The 13,479-nt window shown below is 55.1% G+C and carries 16 protein-coding genes and 1 riboswitch; of the genes, 2 read left to right on the forward strand and 14 right to left on the reverse strand.

The genetic code is table 11. The features are described 5' to 3' along the window. Positions 1 to 92 precede the first annotated feature (92 nt). From MHI24_RS01535 to MHI24_RS01555, 5 genes are all read right to left on the reverse strand, one after another. Entirely contained in the window at positions 93 to 575 is a 483-nt protein-coding gene (locus MHI24_RS01535; protein WP_340023804.1) for a hypothetical protein, read from the reverse strand. A gap of 31 nt (positions 576 to 606) precedes the next feature. Next, positions 607 to 1,383, reverse strand: a complete 777-nt coding sequence (gene pstB / locus MHI24_RS01540; RefSeq protein ID WP_340023805.1) for a phosphate ABC transporter ATP-binding protein PstB — start codon at positions 1,381 to 1,383, stop codon at positions 607 to 609. A 47-nt stretch (positions 1,384 to 1,430) separates the two neighbouring features. Continuing rightward, a complete protein-coding gene (gene pstA, locus MHI24_RS01545; RefSeq protein ID WP_340023806.1) occupies positions 1,431 to 2,327 on the reverse strand; it encodes a phosphate ABC transporter permease PstA in 897 nt (298 codons plus the stop codon). Next, positions 2,324 to 3,226, reverse strand: coding sequence for a phosphate ABC transporter permease subunit PstC (gene pstC / locus MHI24_RS01550; RefSeq protein ID WP_340023807.1), 903 nt, complete (start codon positions 3,224 to 3,226; stop codon positions 2,324 to 2,326). Before pstC ends, pstA begins: the two co-directional genes overlap by 4 nt. A gap of 89 nt (positions 3,227 to 3,315) precedes the next feature. Then, complete coding sequence (locus MHI24_RS01555) at positions 3,316 to 4,266, reverse strand: phosphate ABC transporter substrate-binding protein PstS family protein (RefSeq protein WP_340023808.1); 951 nt, start codon at positions 4,264 to 4,266, stop codon at positions 3,316 to 3,318. 260 nt (positions 4,267 to 4,526) lie between these two features. Here MHI24_RS01555 and MHI24_RS01560 point away from each other — a divergent pair, with 260 nt between their 5' ends. After that, positions 4,527 to 5,414: a LysR family transcriptional regulator gene (locus MHI24_RS01560; RefSeq protein WP_340023809.1), complete on the forward strand. Its 888-nt coding sequence runs from the start codon at positions 4,527 to 4,529 to the stop codon at positions 5,412 to 5,414. 378 nt (positions 5,415 to 5,792) lie between these two features. On the opposite strand, the gene MHI24_RS01565 is transcribed toward MHI24_RS01560, so the two are convergent. The 8 genes from MHI24_RS01565 to MHI24_RS01600 form a co-directional block, all read right to left on the reverse strand. Beyond that, positions 5,793 to 6,650 carry a class I SAM-dependent methyltransferase gene (locus MHI24_RS01565; protein ID WP_340023810.1) on the reverse strand — a complete coding sequence of 286 codons (858 nt, stop codon included), beginning with the start codon at positions 6,648 to 6,650 and terminating at the stop codon, positions 5,793 to 5,795. Between the two features lie 39 nt (positions 6,651 to 6,689). Beyond that, a complete protein-coding gene (locus MHI24_RS01570; RefSeq protein ID WP_340023811.1) occupies positions 6,690 to 7,604 on the reverse strand; it encodes a DMT family transporter in 915 nt (304 codons plus the stop codon). Positions 7,605 to 7,786: 182 nt separating this feature from the next. Next, on the reverse strand, positions 7,787 to 8,593 hold the full coding sequence (locus MHI24_RS01575; RefSeq protein ID WP_340026865.1) for a VanW family protein: 807 nt from the start codon (positions 8,591 to 8,593) through the stop codon (positions 7,787 to 7,789). A 72-nt stretch (positions 8,594 to 8,665) separates the two neighbouring features. After that, positions 8,666 to 9,388 (reverse strand): 7-carboxy-7-deazaguanine synthase QueE, encoded by a 723-nt coding sequence (queE, locus tag MHI24_RS01580; protein ID WP_340023812.1) that lies wholly within the window; start codon positions 9,386 to 9,388, stop codon positions 8,666 to 8,668. Beyond that, the gene (queD, locus tag MHI24_RS01585; protein WP_340023813.1) at positions 9,381 to 9,863 is read right to left on the reverse strand and encodes a 6-carboxytetrahydropterin synthase QueD; all 483 of its coding nucleotides are present in this window, start codon (positions 9,861 to 9,863) and stop codon (positions 9,381 to 9,383) included. The genes queE and queD overlap by 8 nt, the downstream gene beginning before the upstream one ends. After that, positions 9,863 to 10,525 carry a 7-cyano-7-deazaguanine synthase QueC gene (gene queC, locus MHI24_RS01590; protein WP_340023814.1) on the reverse strand — a complete coding sequence of 221 codons (663 nt, stop codon included), beginning with the start codon at positions 10,523 to 10,525 and terminating at the stop codon, positions 9,863 to 9,865. Before queC ends, queD begins: the two co-directional genes overlap by 1 nt. Positions 10,526 to 10,573: 48 nt before the next feature. Next, entirely contained in the window at positions 10,574 to 11,074 is a 501-nt protein-coding gene (queF, locus tag MHI24_RS01595; RefSeq protein ID WP_340023815.1) for a preQ(1) synthase, read from the reverse strand. Between the two features lie 159 nt (positions 11,075 to 11,233). After that, positions 11,234 to 11,277, reverse strand: a riboswitch (PreQ1 riboswitch). 96 nt (positions 11,278 to 11,373) lie between these two features. Beyond that, the gene (locus tag MHI24_RS01600; RefSeq protein ID WP_340023816.1) at positions 11,374 to 12,066 is read right to left on the reverse strand and encodes a ZIP family metal transporter; all 693 of its coding nucleotides are present in this window, start codon (positions 12,064 to 12,066) and stop codon (positions 11,374 to 11,376) included. A 141-nt stretch (positions 12,067 to 12,207) separates the two neighbouring features. Here MHI24_RS01600 and MHI24_RS01605 point away from each other — a divergent pair, with 141 nt between their 5' ends. After that, entirely contained in the window at positions 12,208 to 12,543 is a 336-nt protein-coding gene (locus MHI24_RS01605; protein ID WP_340023817.1) for a hypothetical protein, read from the forward strand. 16 nt (positions 12,544 to 12,559) lie between these two features. Here MHI24_RS01605 and murB read toward each other — a convergent pair whose 3' ends face one another. Then, positions 12,560 to 13,474, reverse strand: coding sequence for a UDP-N-acetylmuramate dehydrogenase (gene murB, locus MHI24_RS01610; RefSeq protein ID WP_340023818.1), 915 nt, complete (start codon positions 13,472 to 13,474; stop codon positions 12,560 to 12,562). Positions 13,475 to 13,479 lie beyond the last annotated feature (5 nt).

Raw genomic sequence — 13,479 nt, forward strand, 5'->3', positions numbered from 1 at the left:
CTTATTAGTTTAAATATAAACTAATAAGGTTAGTTTTGCAAGAGGTATTAAAAAAGACCCAGGGCAACATCTGCCCGGGTCTGTATTCACATTCACATCAGTTTCTTAATCTCATCAAGTGGCAGTTCAACGGCTTTGGATACCGCCTCGGGAGAAAATCCGTGGAGCAACAATTTACGGATAATCTCCACCTGGCCTTCTTCTTTGCCTTTCTCAATACCCTCTTCATAACCCCAACGCTTCCAAGCTGGCATAAGCTCCATAATTGCTTCTCCCTCCTCCGGATAGTGATCGATTAATTCTCTTAAAATTTCTTCATCCTGTGCCCGGTCCGGCTTGAAGTACAGGTCCGCTACTGACATAATCAATGCCAACCTGCCTTGATCCAGCCGCGTCCTCAGCTTCATGAACATCCGCAGGAATTCCCGGCGCACCTCTCTCGCTTCTCTTGTAGTATACCCCTTCTTCGCCAATAACGCAGCAGCCACCGCATTATCCGAATCGATGAACCGACGACAATTCTGCTTGCGCAGCTCCACCTTAAGAAACTGGAACCAAAAAAACACCACCCGCAATGGGTGGTGCCTCTCCTCTAATATATATGCGTCACCCAAACCGGCCCATAATGTATTCCTGGGTCATTTGGTTCTCCGGGTTGCTGAAGACCTTCTCGGTCTTGTCGTATTCCACCAGCGAGCCTAAGTAGAAATACGCTGTGTAATCCGAGATACGCGCTGCCTGCTGCATGTTGTGGGTGACGATGACGATGCGCAGCTCCTCCTTCAGCTCCTTAATCAGCTCCTCTACCTTGCCGGTCGATACCGGGTCCAGGGCTGAGGCCGGCTCATCCAGCAGCAGAATCTGCGGATTGACCGAGAGCGCCCGGGCGATGCACAGCCGCTGCTGCTGTCCGCCGGACAGGGCCAGTGCCGAGTCCTTCAGACGGTCTTTGACCTCATCCCACAGGGCGGCGCGGCGCAGGCTGCTCTCTACAATCTCATCCAGCGCCTGCTTGCCCTTGATGCCATGGTACTTGGGACCGAAGGCGATATTGTCATAGATCGATTTATAAAAAGGGTTCGGCTTCTGCCAGACCATGCCGATTTTCTGGCGCAGCTTAATCACATCGGTTCCGGGCGCATTGATGTCCACTCCGTCAATCCAGATGCTCCCTTTGGTGGTCGAGCCGGAAATATCATCATTCATCCGGTTAAGTGACCGGAGGAAGGTGGACTTCCCGCAGCCCGAGGGCCCGATCAGCGCGGTTACCGTATTCTGGGCGAACGGCAGGCTAATCCCCTTCACCGCCTCATAGGTTCCATAGAATATACTCAGGTCCTCCGTTTGAAACGACTCACGTACTGCTGGCTCCGCGATTCCCATCTTAATTCCTCCTACAGGCTCTTTTTGTAATGCGGCTTGTCAAATCCTTAGCTCATCCGCTTGGAGGCGGTCAGCTTCTTGTAGATGAATCTGCCGAAGTAACGGGCAGCCAGATTGAAGATCAGCACTGTCAGTACCAGTACGGCCGAAGCTCCGGCAGCAATCTGTACCGCATCCGGCGCCAGGCCTTCACTGTTAACCTTCCAGATATGCACCGCCAGTGTCTCTGCCGGACGGAACGGGTTGAGCGGCGATGAAGGGCTCAGCGGGTTCCAGTTGCTGAAGTCCAGCCGCGGGCTGCTCATCCCCGCAGTGAACATCAGCGCGGCGGCTTCCCCGAAGACGCGTCCGGCCGACAGGATCGTACCCGTGATAATAGTCGGAAGCGCGACCGGGAATAGTACACTGGTTACGATTTTCCATTTGGACAAGCCAAGGGCGAACCCTGCTTCCTTCTGCTGCTTGGGCACCGTGCGGAAAGCCTGCTCCGTGATACGCACCATCAGCGGCAAATTGAACACCGTCAGCGCCAGTGCGCCGGAGATCAGGGAGAAGCCGAGATTGAAGGTGTTGACGATCAGCAGGAGGCCGAACAGACCGACAATAATCGACGGGAAGGACGACAGCACCTCCACGATCAGCCGGATGAAATTGGTCAGCTTGCCGGGACGGGCATATTCCGCCATGAATATCCCTGCGCCCAGACCGAGCGGCACTGTAATGATCAAGGTCAGCACCAGCAGGAACAGCGAGTTGAACAGCTGCGGCCCCACGCCCCCGCCTGCGCGGATCTTCTGCGGCGCTGAGGTCAGGAAGTCCCAGCTGATATGGTTAAAGCCGCGGATCAGAATATACCCCAAGAGGCCTATAAGCACAGCTACAATCAGTAATGCGAAGGTTACAATAACAACAGTGGCTATTTTGTCAGCAGTTCTCGGCTTCAAATTTTATTTCTCCTTTCGAGCATTCTGACCAGCAGGACGAAGATAAAGGTCATCAGCATCAGAACCAGCGCCATACTCCACAGCGCATTGTTCTGCGGTGAACCCATCGTTGTATTCCCCATGCCCAGCGTAATTACACTGGTAAGTGTAGACGCGGACTCGAACAGGGAATGAGGCACAAACGGTGCGTTACCGATAACCATCTGTACTGCCAATGCTTCACCGAATGCACGGGCCATGCCAAGGACCACCCCGGTCATAATCGCCGGAAAGGTAGTCGGGAGAATCACCCGGGAGATCGTCTGCCAGCGGGTGGCACCGAGCGCGAAGGAGGATTCCTTCAGGTTCTGCGGCAGCGATGCAAGCGCGTCTGCAGCCACGCTGGTGATCGTCGGAAGAATCATGACCGACAGCACTAGCGCGCCTGCAGCCACCCCGATGCCCTGGCCGGGCAGCGTATCCCGCAGGAATGGAACAATGACGCTTAAGCCTACGAATCCGTAGACAACGGACGGGATGCCTGACAGCAGCTCGATGACCGGCTGCAGCAGCTTTTTACCCCAGCCTGGGACAATCTCTGTCATGAACAGTGCCGCGCAAATGCTCAGCGGGCTGGCGATAAGCGCTGCGAGCAGGGTGACCAGGAAGGACCCCGAGATGAACGGTAAGGCTCCATAGGACGGCGTCTCCGCTTCGGGTGACCACCTTGTGCCCAACAGGAATTCAGATATTTTCACTTCACCGCTCACGAAGTTGGCAATGCCTTTGGAGGCTACGAAATAAACCATGGAAATAATGATGACAATGAGCAGCAGCACGCAAAAGGACATATAAATACGTCCGATTAAATTTTCTATATGATGTTTTTCCAGCCGCTTGTTTGTTGGTTGTCCCCTCAAGAATGCTCCCTCTTTCTAAAGTGAAAAGAGAGGCAGAAGGTATCCGCCTCTAATCACATTAAAGTTCTGATTCATCAACCCTGTGTGAATTATTTAGGAGTTACAGTGCCTGCAACATCGCGCGATACCTGCATTTTGGAAGCCGGGATGTAGCCAAGCTCCACAACGTCGCCGGTCTGTACTTCATCGGTCATGAAGTAGTCCAGGAAGGCTTTTACCGTCCCATTCGGTTCACCGTTTGTGTACATGTGCTCGTAAGCCCATACCGGATACTTACCGGCGACTACGTTGTCAACAGAAGGCTCTACGCCGTCATAGTTGAGGGTCTTTACAGTATCATCCAGGTAAGACAGCGCCAGATAACCGATGGCTCCCGGAGTTTCGCCGATCATTTTCTTAACCGTACCGGAGGAATCCTCCTGGATTGAGCCCTTCAGGTCCTCAGTCTTGGTGCCCAGAGCGAAGCTCTCGAAGGTAGCGCGTGTTCCGGAGCTTGCCGGACGGTTGATGATCTGGATGGCCTGGTCAGCGCCGCCAACGTCTTTCCAGTTCGTGATTTTACCGGTGAAAATATCAACCAGCTGCTGCTTCGTCAGACTGTCCACGCCTGCTGCCGGGTTGCTTACTGCTGCAATCGCAACAACCGCCACCTGATGATCCTTCAGCTCAGCCGCTTTTGCTGCATCCTTCAGCTTCTCTTCGGCGAATACGTCGGAGTTCCCGATGTCAACCTGCTTCTCCGAGACCTGAGTCAGCCCGGTTCCGCTGCCGCCGCCTTGGACCTGAATGTCCACGCCGCTGTTGGTTTCCATGAATTTCTCGGCGACCTGCTCAACGAGCGGCTGAAGTGCTGTGGAGCCCGATGCCAGGATCGATCCGCTTAAGTTAGCACCGCTGCTGGCTTCTGTGTTTGTTGCAGCCGGTGTGTTTCCTCCGTTATTGGATGCTGCCTTGTTTCCCCCGTTGTTACCGCCACATGCTGAAAGTGCTACTACGCCCGTAAGCGCCAAAGCCATGAGCCACGTTTTTCTGAATTGCATTGTTTGTTTTCCTCCTAAAGGTTTTGTGAGTGTGTGCCATGTTCCATCTGCTTCGTACAAAACGCACTCGGGAAGCATTATTGCTTATCTATCAGCGTCTCTTCTGACTCTTCTTATTCTAGGACCCGTTCGTTAGATAAAAGTACAGAGTTTGTAAAACGAAAGATAAAAGTTATAATATAAATTGTATGGAGGTATAGATAATTTCTATATTCAAACAACAATCGCCAGCAAATCGCCGCGCACCCGGAGGAATTTTCATGAACCTTGTAAAGCTGCAAATCCTGGTCCTGATCGAAAAATATAAAAAAGTAACGGATGTCGCCGCAGAGATGGGCCTGAAGCAGCCCACGGTATCCTTTCATATGAAAAGCCTGGAAAGCGAGCTGGGCGCTTCCCTGTTCCAGTACCGGAGCGGCCGTGTGCTGCTGACGGATGCCGGACGCGCCTTGCACCAGTATGCTGTCCGCATGGTATCCCTGGCTGCCGAAGCAGAGCGTGCGGTCAAGCAGTTTACTTCCCTGGCTTCGGGCAATCTGGAGCTTGCTGCCAGCAGCATACCCGGTAATTATCTTGTGCCCAAACTGCTGTCCCGATTCATGCAGCAGCATGAAGGGATCAATGTCTACTTATCCGTGCTGCCGGATGAGACCATTCGCGAGCGCCTGCGCAGCCGGGAGATTCAACTGGCGGTACTGCATAGCGCAGAGGGCCAGGACGATTCCTTCCAGACACAGGTGATCTCGGCGGATGAGATGGTGCTGGCTTTTACGCCTGACCACCCGTTTGCCGGTATGGAGCAGCTTACGGTGGAAGCGGTAGCGCGGGAGCCTTGGGTGCAGCATGAGGCCGCCTCCTTCCTACGGGGGGCCGCAGATCAGTGGGCACAGCTCAATAACGTGAGGGTATGGAACCATGCGGTGCTGGGCTCACCCGAGGCCGTCAAAAGCATGCTGTGTGCAGGCGGTGCAGTCGGAGTATACTCTATGGCAGGGATTGCAGCCGAGGCCGCGACAGGTCGTCTAGCCTATGCGAAGCTGCCGGGAATTCAACCCGGGGATGGGGCATTCGTGCTGGCCTGGCGGAAGGATTACACGCTGTCCCCGTTGCAGAAGGCGTTTGCTCAGATGGCGGGGACGTCCGGGTGAAGAACTCCCCCCTAACAGGTGGCTGATGCTGGTGCTAATGCTCATATAACCTGCCCGCCTACCTCCGCCGTCGCCCAATGTAATCGGTTTTTCGATTACATTCGGCCCACGCACCCTCACGCAGCCAATTGTGATCGGTTTTTCGTTTTCATTTGACCCACGCGCCCATGCAACGCCAAATGTGATCGGTTTTTCGATTACATTGGGCTCACACGCCCATACAGCGCCGAATGTGATCGGTTTTTCGACTATATCCGGCCCCCCACTCCTGTTCAATATGTTCGGTTTCTCGCATACGTTTGCTCCAATTTCCTAAAAAAACGGTATCCCCAGGCGCACTGGCTGCGCTCTTTGGAGATACCGTTTATATGTTTAAGTCTATTCCGGTGAGACAGCGACCAATGTGAAGGTCTTGGGGATGCCCTTATCGTATACGTCGGACGACAGGTTCGGCTCCTCAACGAGCTGCTGAATGACCAGCCCGCTGGCCGCAGCAGCGGTAACGATCTCGCCGAGTGTCCAGCGCCGCCAATAGACAGCATTCGGTTTGGCAGCTTCTGCGGTTGAGCCTCCGTCCGGCATGTACTTGGAATAAGATACCTGCTTCTCTTCAAGCGCGGTATCGAAATAATCTCCGCTTACCTTGTGCTTGCGCACCTTGGCCGTGGAGCCTTTGGAGGAGATCAGCTTGGTCGTCACCGGATGGAAATCGCGCAGGACGAACGTCCCGCCCGGTGCCAGCAGACGCCGGGCCACAGCCATGAACCTGCTCAGGTCCGTGAAGTAATGGACGATCCCCATCTCCGCAAAAACCAGCTCATAGGTGCTGTCCGGGAGCACCTCCGGCAATGCCAGCACATCCGATACGATATATTCCAGCGGCACACCGGCAGCCTGTGCCAGCTCGCGGGCATACCGGGCATTGGCCTCCGAGAAATCCGCTACGGTGACTTCCGCCCCAAGCAGGGCGAGCGCCACGGCCTTCATGCCGTTAGAGCCCATCAGATTGATAATCCGGCGTCCCTTCACTTCCCCGAAATAGGCATTCAGCGGGAACAGCTTCCCGGCGGGGTCTTTAGCCAGCTTCCCGGCTGCTTCGGCAGGCGTGCCGAACCGGCGGGTCCAGGCTGCATAGGTATCCTCGTTCCACAGCTCTTCACTGATCGGAGCCCCCTGACGGTCCGGATAGCCAGGTTGTTCCCCGCCTTCCGGCTGATTGTAATCATGCTCATTCATTGCTGTTGTTCTCCCTTTACTTTATATATGGTAGTCATACTATGACGCACTGGGCAGCGCTTCCTCCAGCTCCAGCGTCTTCTTGCGCCCTGAATACAGATACACGCCAAGTCCGGCCAGGACAAGCACGCCGCCCGCCCACTGTAACCCGCTGAGATGCTCGCCCAGCAGAAGGAAAGCGAGAATACTTGCGCCCACCGGCTCACCCAGAATATTCATGGACACGGTAGTCGCGGATACATATTGCAGCAGCCAGTTAAACAGAATGTGGCCGAAGACCGTCGGCACTACCGCCAGCAGGACGAAGATGCCCCATTCGCGGGCCGGATAGGCGAAGAACGCTGTCCCAGTGATCAGATTGTACACGGCGAAGACAAGGGCGGCAGAGACAAAAACAATCAGGCTGTACAGATAAGAAGGCATACGTACCACCAGCCGCTGGCCCAGCAGGAGATGTCCGGCCACCGCTATGGTCCCGCCGACCGACAGCAGGTCTCCCTTCAGATTATCGGCCGACAGCCCGATGTCCCCCCAGCCGATAAAGACCACGCCGAAGATGGCAACCGCCATCCCGAGCATCGCAAGAAAACTGTTGCGCTCTTTAAACAGGATGTACGCACCGATCATAATGAATAACGGCTCCAGCGCCATAATCATCGTTGAGCTGGCTACTGAGGTGTAGCGAAGCGAGCCCATCCAGAGCAGAAAATGCAGAGCCAGCAGCGCACCCGAGGCTACCAGCAGCAGCCAGTCCTTCAGCCGGAGCTGCGCGGCTGCGCCGGTGTATGGCCGGGCGAACGGCAGCATCAGCAGCGAGGTGAACAGCAGCCGGTACATGCCCTGCACCGATACGGGGGCGGCGGACCACTTAATGAAGATCGAGGAGAACGAGATTGCCACAATGCCGATGACCATCAGCAGAGGAACGGGAACAGGCGGTTTACTGGTACTCATAATAAGAATGCCCCTTCGTATGTTGTAAGACTCATTATGTTAATTTAACGCAAATTGCCGAAAAAAGCAGCCCTTTTCATAATATTCTCCTCCCGCAGCAAAAAGGCATAGAATCCGTCCCCAGACGGGTCCTATGCCCTTACATGAACTTGTATGTCCGCCGCAGAAGTCAGCAGCCGGAATTACCCATGCAGCAGCGGAGAATACATCATCAGCGCGTGATTCTCTGCCACCGCCTCATCTCCCGCCAGCTCCCCGGTATGGGTCAGCACCCTGCGGCGGATCGCATTGCGGCGGATGTACCCGCCCCACGGCTCCAGACTGATACGGTGTCCATCCTCATAGACCTCATACTGATAGAGCTGCTGACCGTCACAGCGCCATTCTCCGTGCAGATGAGTCTCGTCCAGTGACAGCTTAAGCTGGTAGACTTGCTCCGTATCATTTCGGATCTGCAGATCCAGATAGTTATACGCGCAGGTGGCACCACTGCCGAACGGCTGGGTCCGCTGCTCATCGGGGAACACATCATAGCTGTGCCGGTGCCGTTCAGTTACGGTCAGCGGGGTATGCAGCGTCATCCAGTAGATCAGATTGGATAACTGGCATAATCCGCCGCCGGTTCCCGAGCGGAACCCGCCGTAATGCAGAACCATCCCGTCCAGATACCCCTTCCGGCGGGTCGGCTTGCCGATTGTGCGCCAATAGGAGAAAGTCTCACCCGGCCGGATGAGCAGTCCGTCAAGCTTCGCTACGGCCAGCTTCAGATTTGTGATTTTGTTATATTGAAGCTGCATATCGACATTGCGCAATTTGCGCAGAAGCGGGGTCGCGTGACTGGCGGCCTCATAGGACAACGGCTGGGACAGATGCTCCCGGGCGAGCTTTTCCCGTGACATCATCCATTTCCAGTATCTTCTCCAGGTAAAATAACGCTTGCCGGCAAACAGCCTCAGCCTGGAGCGGCGGATCGGCTTCATGGCATTCATCGTCTGATTCATTGCAAGATGTCCTCCTGTATCAGAATCTATTAATGACGATTATACCAGATTGGCAGAAAATTACTTCCCCCGCTTGTTATGCCAGACCAAGGCGTGAAGCTGCGGCAGCACCCGGGCCCGGTTCATCTGCGGGTCAGCAATCACCAGTTGGAACAGCCACTCCAGCCTGCTTAACAGCCGGCCCGAGATGTCGCCCTCCTCGGTCACGTTGTCATTCCCCGGCTGCAGGAACAGCGGAACCCCGGGATACCTGAAATGCACCTTGCGGGCATACTCATAATCCGCCTGATCGAAGACGACCACCTTCAAGCTATGGTTAGCCCTGCCATTCATATGCACTCTATCTATAATCTCATCCAGCTTGCCCCAGTCGGTATTCATCCCGGAGCTGGGCGGCTTGGGGCTAATCGTCAGCACATCCACCTCGCCCAACCACTCCTGCCAGCGGCTGCCCTGCGTCTCAATAGCCGCCTGGATACCGCGTTCGTGCAGCAGGCGGATGAATTCACCCATCGCTTCCCCGATCAGTGCCGGGTTCCCGCCGGAAATCGTAACACAATCGAAATTCTCCCCAGCCAGTTCAAGCAATCCGGAGAGCACCTCCTGCGGCGTAAGCATCGTCACCTTATCCTTGGCCGAGCCGTCCCAGGTGAAGGCAGAATCACACCAGGAACAGCGGTAATCACAGCCGTAGGTGCGGACGAACATTGTTTTGACGCCGATGACTGCCCCTTCGCCCTGGATCGTCGGTCCGAACATTTCGATAACCGGAATTCTACTCATAGTCGCAGCCTCCGTACAGGCGGTAGGCCGGCCCCTCCTGCGGGATATCCGCAGCCAGCACCTCAGCCCACGAGGTCGGCGTTTCCCACAGCTTCACGGAATACACCGGCAGCGAAGCCTGCTTCAGCTCATAGGCAATGTAAGCTGACATATTCTCTGCGGTTGTGCGGAAGGACAGCATCGCCACCTTGGAGCGGGTCGCCAGCAGCGTCTCCAGCACAGGCTCATTGCCCATCGCCAGGAAGGCGTGATCCAGACGGTCCACCACCGCCTCCTGCACCGCCTGCTTGATATCGCTGAAATCTATCACGAACCCCTCATCCGACTCGCCTTCTGCGGCGGACGGAATACCCTTCAGCACCACTTCAAGCTTATAGGTGTGCCCGTGCAGATTACTGCACTTGCCTTTGTGCCCGATCAGCTGGTGGGCGGCGTCGAAGGTGAAGATTTTGCAGACAGTCACTTCGCCCTGCATTACACCCCCGCCTTTCGCCGCTCCGCCTCATACTGCTCCAGCCCCCGCTGACGAAGGAGACAGGCCGGGCAGGTTCCGCAGCCGCTGCCGGTAATCCCGTTGTAGCAGGTTAAGGTCCGCTCCCGGACATAGTCGAACTGGCCCAGCTCATCGGCGAGCTTCCAGGTTTCCTTCTTATCCAGCCACATCAGCGGGGTATGAATCACGAATTCATAGTCCATCGACAGATTAAGCGTGACATTCAGGGACTTGATGAAGACATCCCGGCAGTCCGGGTATCCGCTGAAGTCCGTCTGGCAGACCCCCGTAATGATGTTGGCGTATCCGAGCTGCTTGGCCAGAATGGCTGCGAACGACAGGAACAGCAGGTTCCGCCCGTCCACGAACGTGCTCGGCAGCTCCTCCCCTTCCCCTGGAGTAATCGCAATATCCTCGCGCGTCAAGGCGTTCGGAGCCAGCTGGTTCAGCAGGCCCAGATCGAGAATATGCTGCTTCACGCCGAAGTCGGCAGCAATTTCCTTGGCTACCTCAATCTCTGCCGCATGGCGCTGGTTATAATTGAAGGTCACGGCCTGAACCTCCTCGAACTGCTGCAATGCCCAGGCCAGGCAGGTTGTGCTGTCTTGGCCGCCGCTGAAGACGACCAGTGCTTGTCTATTCATCTATAATCTCCTCCTTATACTCTGTGAGCGTGTCTTGCCGGATTCCGATTAACGGTTATCCACTTTCTCGGGATACAGGTCATGATTCATCAGCCGGTGTTCGGCCATAGCCTCATACTTGGTTCCCGGACGCCCCCAGTTGCAGTAAGGATCAATCGAGATGCCGCCGCGCGGCGTGAACTTGCCCCAGACCTCAATATAACGGGGCTCCATCAATGCGATCAGATCATTCATAATAATGTTGACACAGTCCTCATGGAAATCTCCATGATTGCGGAAGCTGAACAGATAGAGCTTCAGTGACTTGGATTCTACCATCTTGATATCAGGAATATACGAGATGTACATCACCCCGAAATCCGGCTGGCCGGTCACAGGACACAGGCTGGTGAACTCCGGGCAATTGAACTTGACGAAGTAATCACGCCCGGGATGCTTGTTATCGAACGCCTCCAGAATCTGCGGATCATAACCGAACTTGTACTGTGTGCCTTGGTTGCCCAGCAGGGTAACCTCCTGCATTTCCTCTTTCAATCTGCCTTCTGACATGACAAAAAACCCCTCTCTTTTCCCTAGGCCCCTGGCCTGAATTGGAAAGAAGAACGAGATTCCCGTAAACCTGGCTCTACGAAGTTGAGACACGCCGGGCACGCCAAAACAGAGGTACAGGCTGCTGCCGTACGTCTCCGTTATATGGAATTACCTGAAGCGGTCTTAGTTTTTTATAGAGGGAGTTTGCGAACCTCTCCTGCGCGCGGCGCAGATTCCTTCTTTGTGCTTATAATGATGCTTAGGATGCTAATGGTGCGTCTTGAACTATATCATGATTGCAGCAGCCTTGACAACCCTCACAGCTGATCCAGAATTAGCGAGCACATCAGCCCCATGGCTGCGATGAAGCCGGTGAGCGGCCCGCTGTCCTTATAAGCCTCCGGCATCATGCTGGAGGAGACCATGGCAATAATCCCGCCTCCGGCAAAAGAAGCGATCAACGCCTTGGTGAATCCGCCCGCGTGATCCATGAACAGATAGCCTGATCCTGAAGCGATGGTGGAGATCACCAGTACCCCCAGCCACAGCAGCATAATTTTACTTTTGCCATAGCCGTCCTCCTTCAGTCCGGCCGTACTTGACAGCCCTTCGGGAATATTGCTGATGAAGATCGCAATCACCAGCAGCACGCTGACACCTTGTCCGGCAATCAGGCTCGCGCCAATCATAATGGACTCAGGAATAGCATCCAGAACGGTTCCGGCAAAAATAGCCAGCCCGCCGCCCTTCTCCTCTTTGCGTGAAATCAGCCAGTCGAACACCGTGAACACCAGCGCGCCGGCAGTAAAGCCGATGATCGTCGGGATCAGCCCGCCGTCCGTTGCCGAGTCCTCCAAGAGTTCATAAGCCGCCGCACCGATCAGCACCCCGGTCCCGAAAGCCATGACGAAGCCGGTCAGCTTGGCCGGAATCCGCAGGAATAAGGCCAGCAGGGCACCGATCAGAACGGCAGACCCGGACACTGCCCCCCATAACAATGCGTTCCACATTTCATTCACCTTCTCAGCGGATGTTGACGTACAGAAGTAGTTTACACAGGAATCATCAGACGCAAACACTTGGATTCATTTGCACAGAAAGGGGTAACTTAAAATTAACAATCATACCTTAACTGAAGGATGGGATCATCAATGGAACCAAATGTAGAGAAGCTTATGGAATGGCTGAATGCGCACAAGGAAGCGACCCTTGTTATTCAGAAGCAAGAGCTGGAGGATCTGGATACAGTACATTTCACGGTAGAGACTGTAGACTACCGCAATGCTGAGGATGTCATCGATGATTATCTGGACAGCGCCGTAATTCTGCGCGGCTCGGGCAGCACAATGAACGATGACGCTGAACTGGTACCCCTGCCGCAGCCGGGATATGAGATTGCCGTAGCCGGACTGAAGCTCCATAACGTGGCTGAAGACCAGGTAGACCTGCAGACCGACCGGGCAAAATATACGCTGTCCTTATCCTGACTATAGCGGGAATTAACTATAATTCTTCCCCGAGGATCTCGACTTCCGTCTCCAGCTCCACATCGAATTGTTGCTTCACAGCCGAGCGCACATGCTGAATCAGTCCGATATAATCGCTGGCGGTCGCATTGTCGGCGTTGATAATGAACCCGGCGTGCTTGCGGGACACCTCTGCTCCGCCGATGCGGGTTCCCTGAAGTCCGCTCTCCTGAATCAGCTGGCCGGCATACCGGCCTGGAGGCCGCTTGAATACACTTCCGCAGGAAGGATACTCCAGCGGCTGCTTCGATTCGCGCAGGTAGGTCAGCTCATCCATCTTCGCTCTTATAGCCGCCGGATCGCCCGGGAGCAGCGCGAATCGGGCTTCCAGGACAATATAATGTCCGCTGGCAAAGACACTTTTGCGGTAACCCCATTCAAACTGGTCGCCCTGAAGGGTAAGGAGCTGCCCGTCCGGATCGATGACCAGCGCACTGTGCAGCACGTCCTTTACTTCTCCGCCATACGCCCCGGCATTCATATAGAGTGCTCCGCCTACCGTTCCCGGAATGCCGCAGGCGAATTCAAGGCCCGTCAGCCCCTGCTCCAGCGCATAGCCGGAGACCTCGATAATCTTCGCCCCGCACTGTGCATACAGCAATCCGTCCCGGATGCCCATTCCGGTAAGGTCTGAGGTCTGCAATACAATCCCGCGGATGCCGCCGTCGCGGATAATCACATTCGAGCCGTTGCCAAGCACCGTCAGCGGAATCTGATGCTTGTGGGCATAAGCAGAGATGCTCTGAATTTCTTCATATGTAACAGGAGCCGCCCAAATATCCGCTTCCCCGCCCATACGGGTATAGACCAGATCCTTAAGCGCCTCATGGCGTTTCAATGAGCCGGCAGTGATGAGCGGCTGCAGCTCTTCATATATGTGATCAATATTCATTGTTC

The organism is Paenibacillus sp. FSL K6-1096 (assembly GCF_037977055.1).
Taxonomy (GTDB): domain Bacteria; phylum Bacillota; class Bacilli; order Paenibacillales; family Paenibacillaceae; genus Paenibacillus_AQ.

Coding starts and splice junctions, on each gene's coding strand:
- pstB (WP_340023805.1), bottom strand. CDS start 1,383: ATGGGAATCGCGGAGCCAGCAGTACGTGAGTCGTTTCAAACGGAGGAC.
- MHI24_RS01555 (WP_340023808.1), bottom strand. CDS start 4,266: ATGCAATTCAGAAAAACGTGGCTCATGGCTTTGGCGCTTACGGGCGTA.
- MHI24_RS01560 (WP_340023809.1), top strand. CDS start 4,527: ATGAACCTTGTAAAGCTGCAAATCCTGGTCCTGATCGAAAAATATAAA.
- MHI24_RS01565 (WP_340023810.1), bottom strand. CDS start 6,650: ATGAATGAGCATGATTACAATCAGCCGGAAGGCGGGGAACAACCTGGC.
- MHI24_RS01570 (WP_340023811.1), bottom strand. CDS start 7,604: ATGAGTACCAGTAAACCGCCTGTTCCCGTTCCTCTGCTGATGGTCATC.
- MHI24_RS01575 (WP_340026865.1), bottom strand. CDS start 8,593: ATGAATGCCATGAAGCCGATCCGCCGCTCCAGGCTGAGGCTGTTTGCC.
- queE (WP_340023812.1), bottom strand. CDS start 9,388: ATGAGTAGAATTCCGGTTATCGAAATGTTCGGACCGACGATCCAGGGC.
- queD (WP_340023813.1), bottom strand. CDS start 9,863: ATGCAGGGCGAAGTGACTGTCTGCAAAATCTTCACCTTCGACGCCGCC.
- queC (WP_340023814.1), bottom strand. CDS start 10,525: ATGAATAGACAAGCACTGGTCGTCTTCAGCGGCGGCCAAGACAGCACA.
- queF (WP_340023815.1), bottom strand. CDS start 11,074: ATGTCAGAAGGCAGATTGAAAGAGGAAATGCAGGAGGTTACCCTGCTG.
- MHI24_RS01600 (WP_340023816.1), bottom strand. CDS start 12,066: ATGTGGAACGCATTGTTATGGGGGGCAGTGTCCGGGTCTGCCGTTCTG.
- MHI24_RS01605 (WP_340023817.1), top strand. CDS start 12,208: ATGGAACCAAATGTAGAGAAGCTTATGGAATGGCTGAATGCGCACAAG.
- murB (WP_340023818.1), bottom strand. CDS start 13,474: ATGAATATTGATCACATATATGAAGAGCTGCAGCCGCTCATCACTGCC.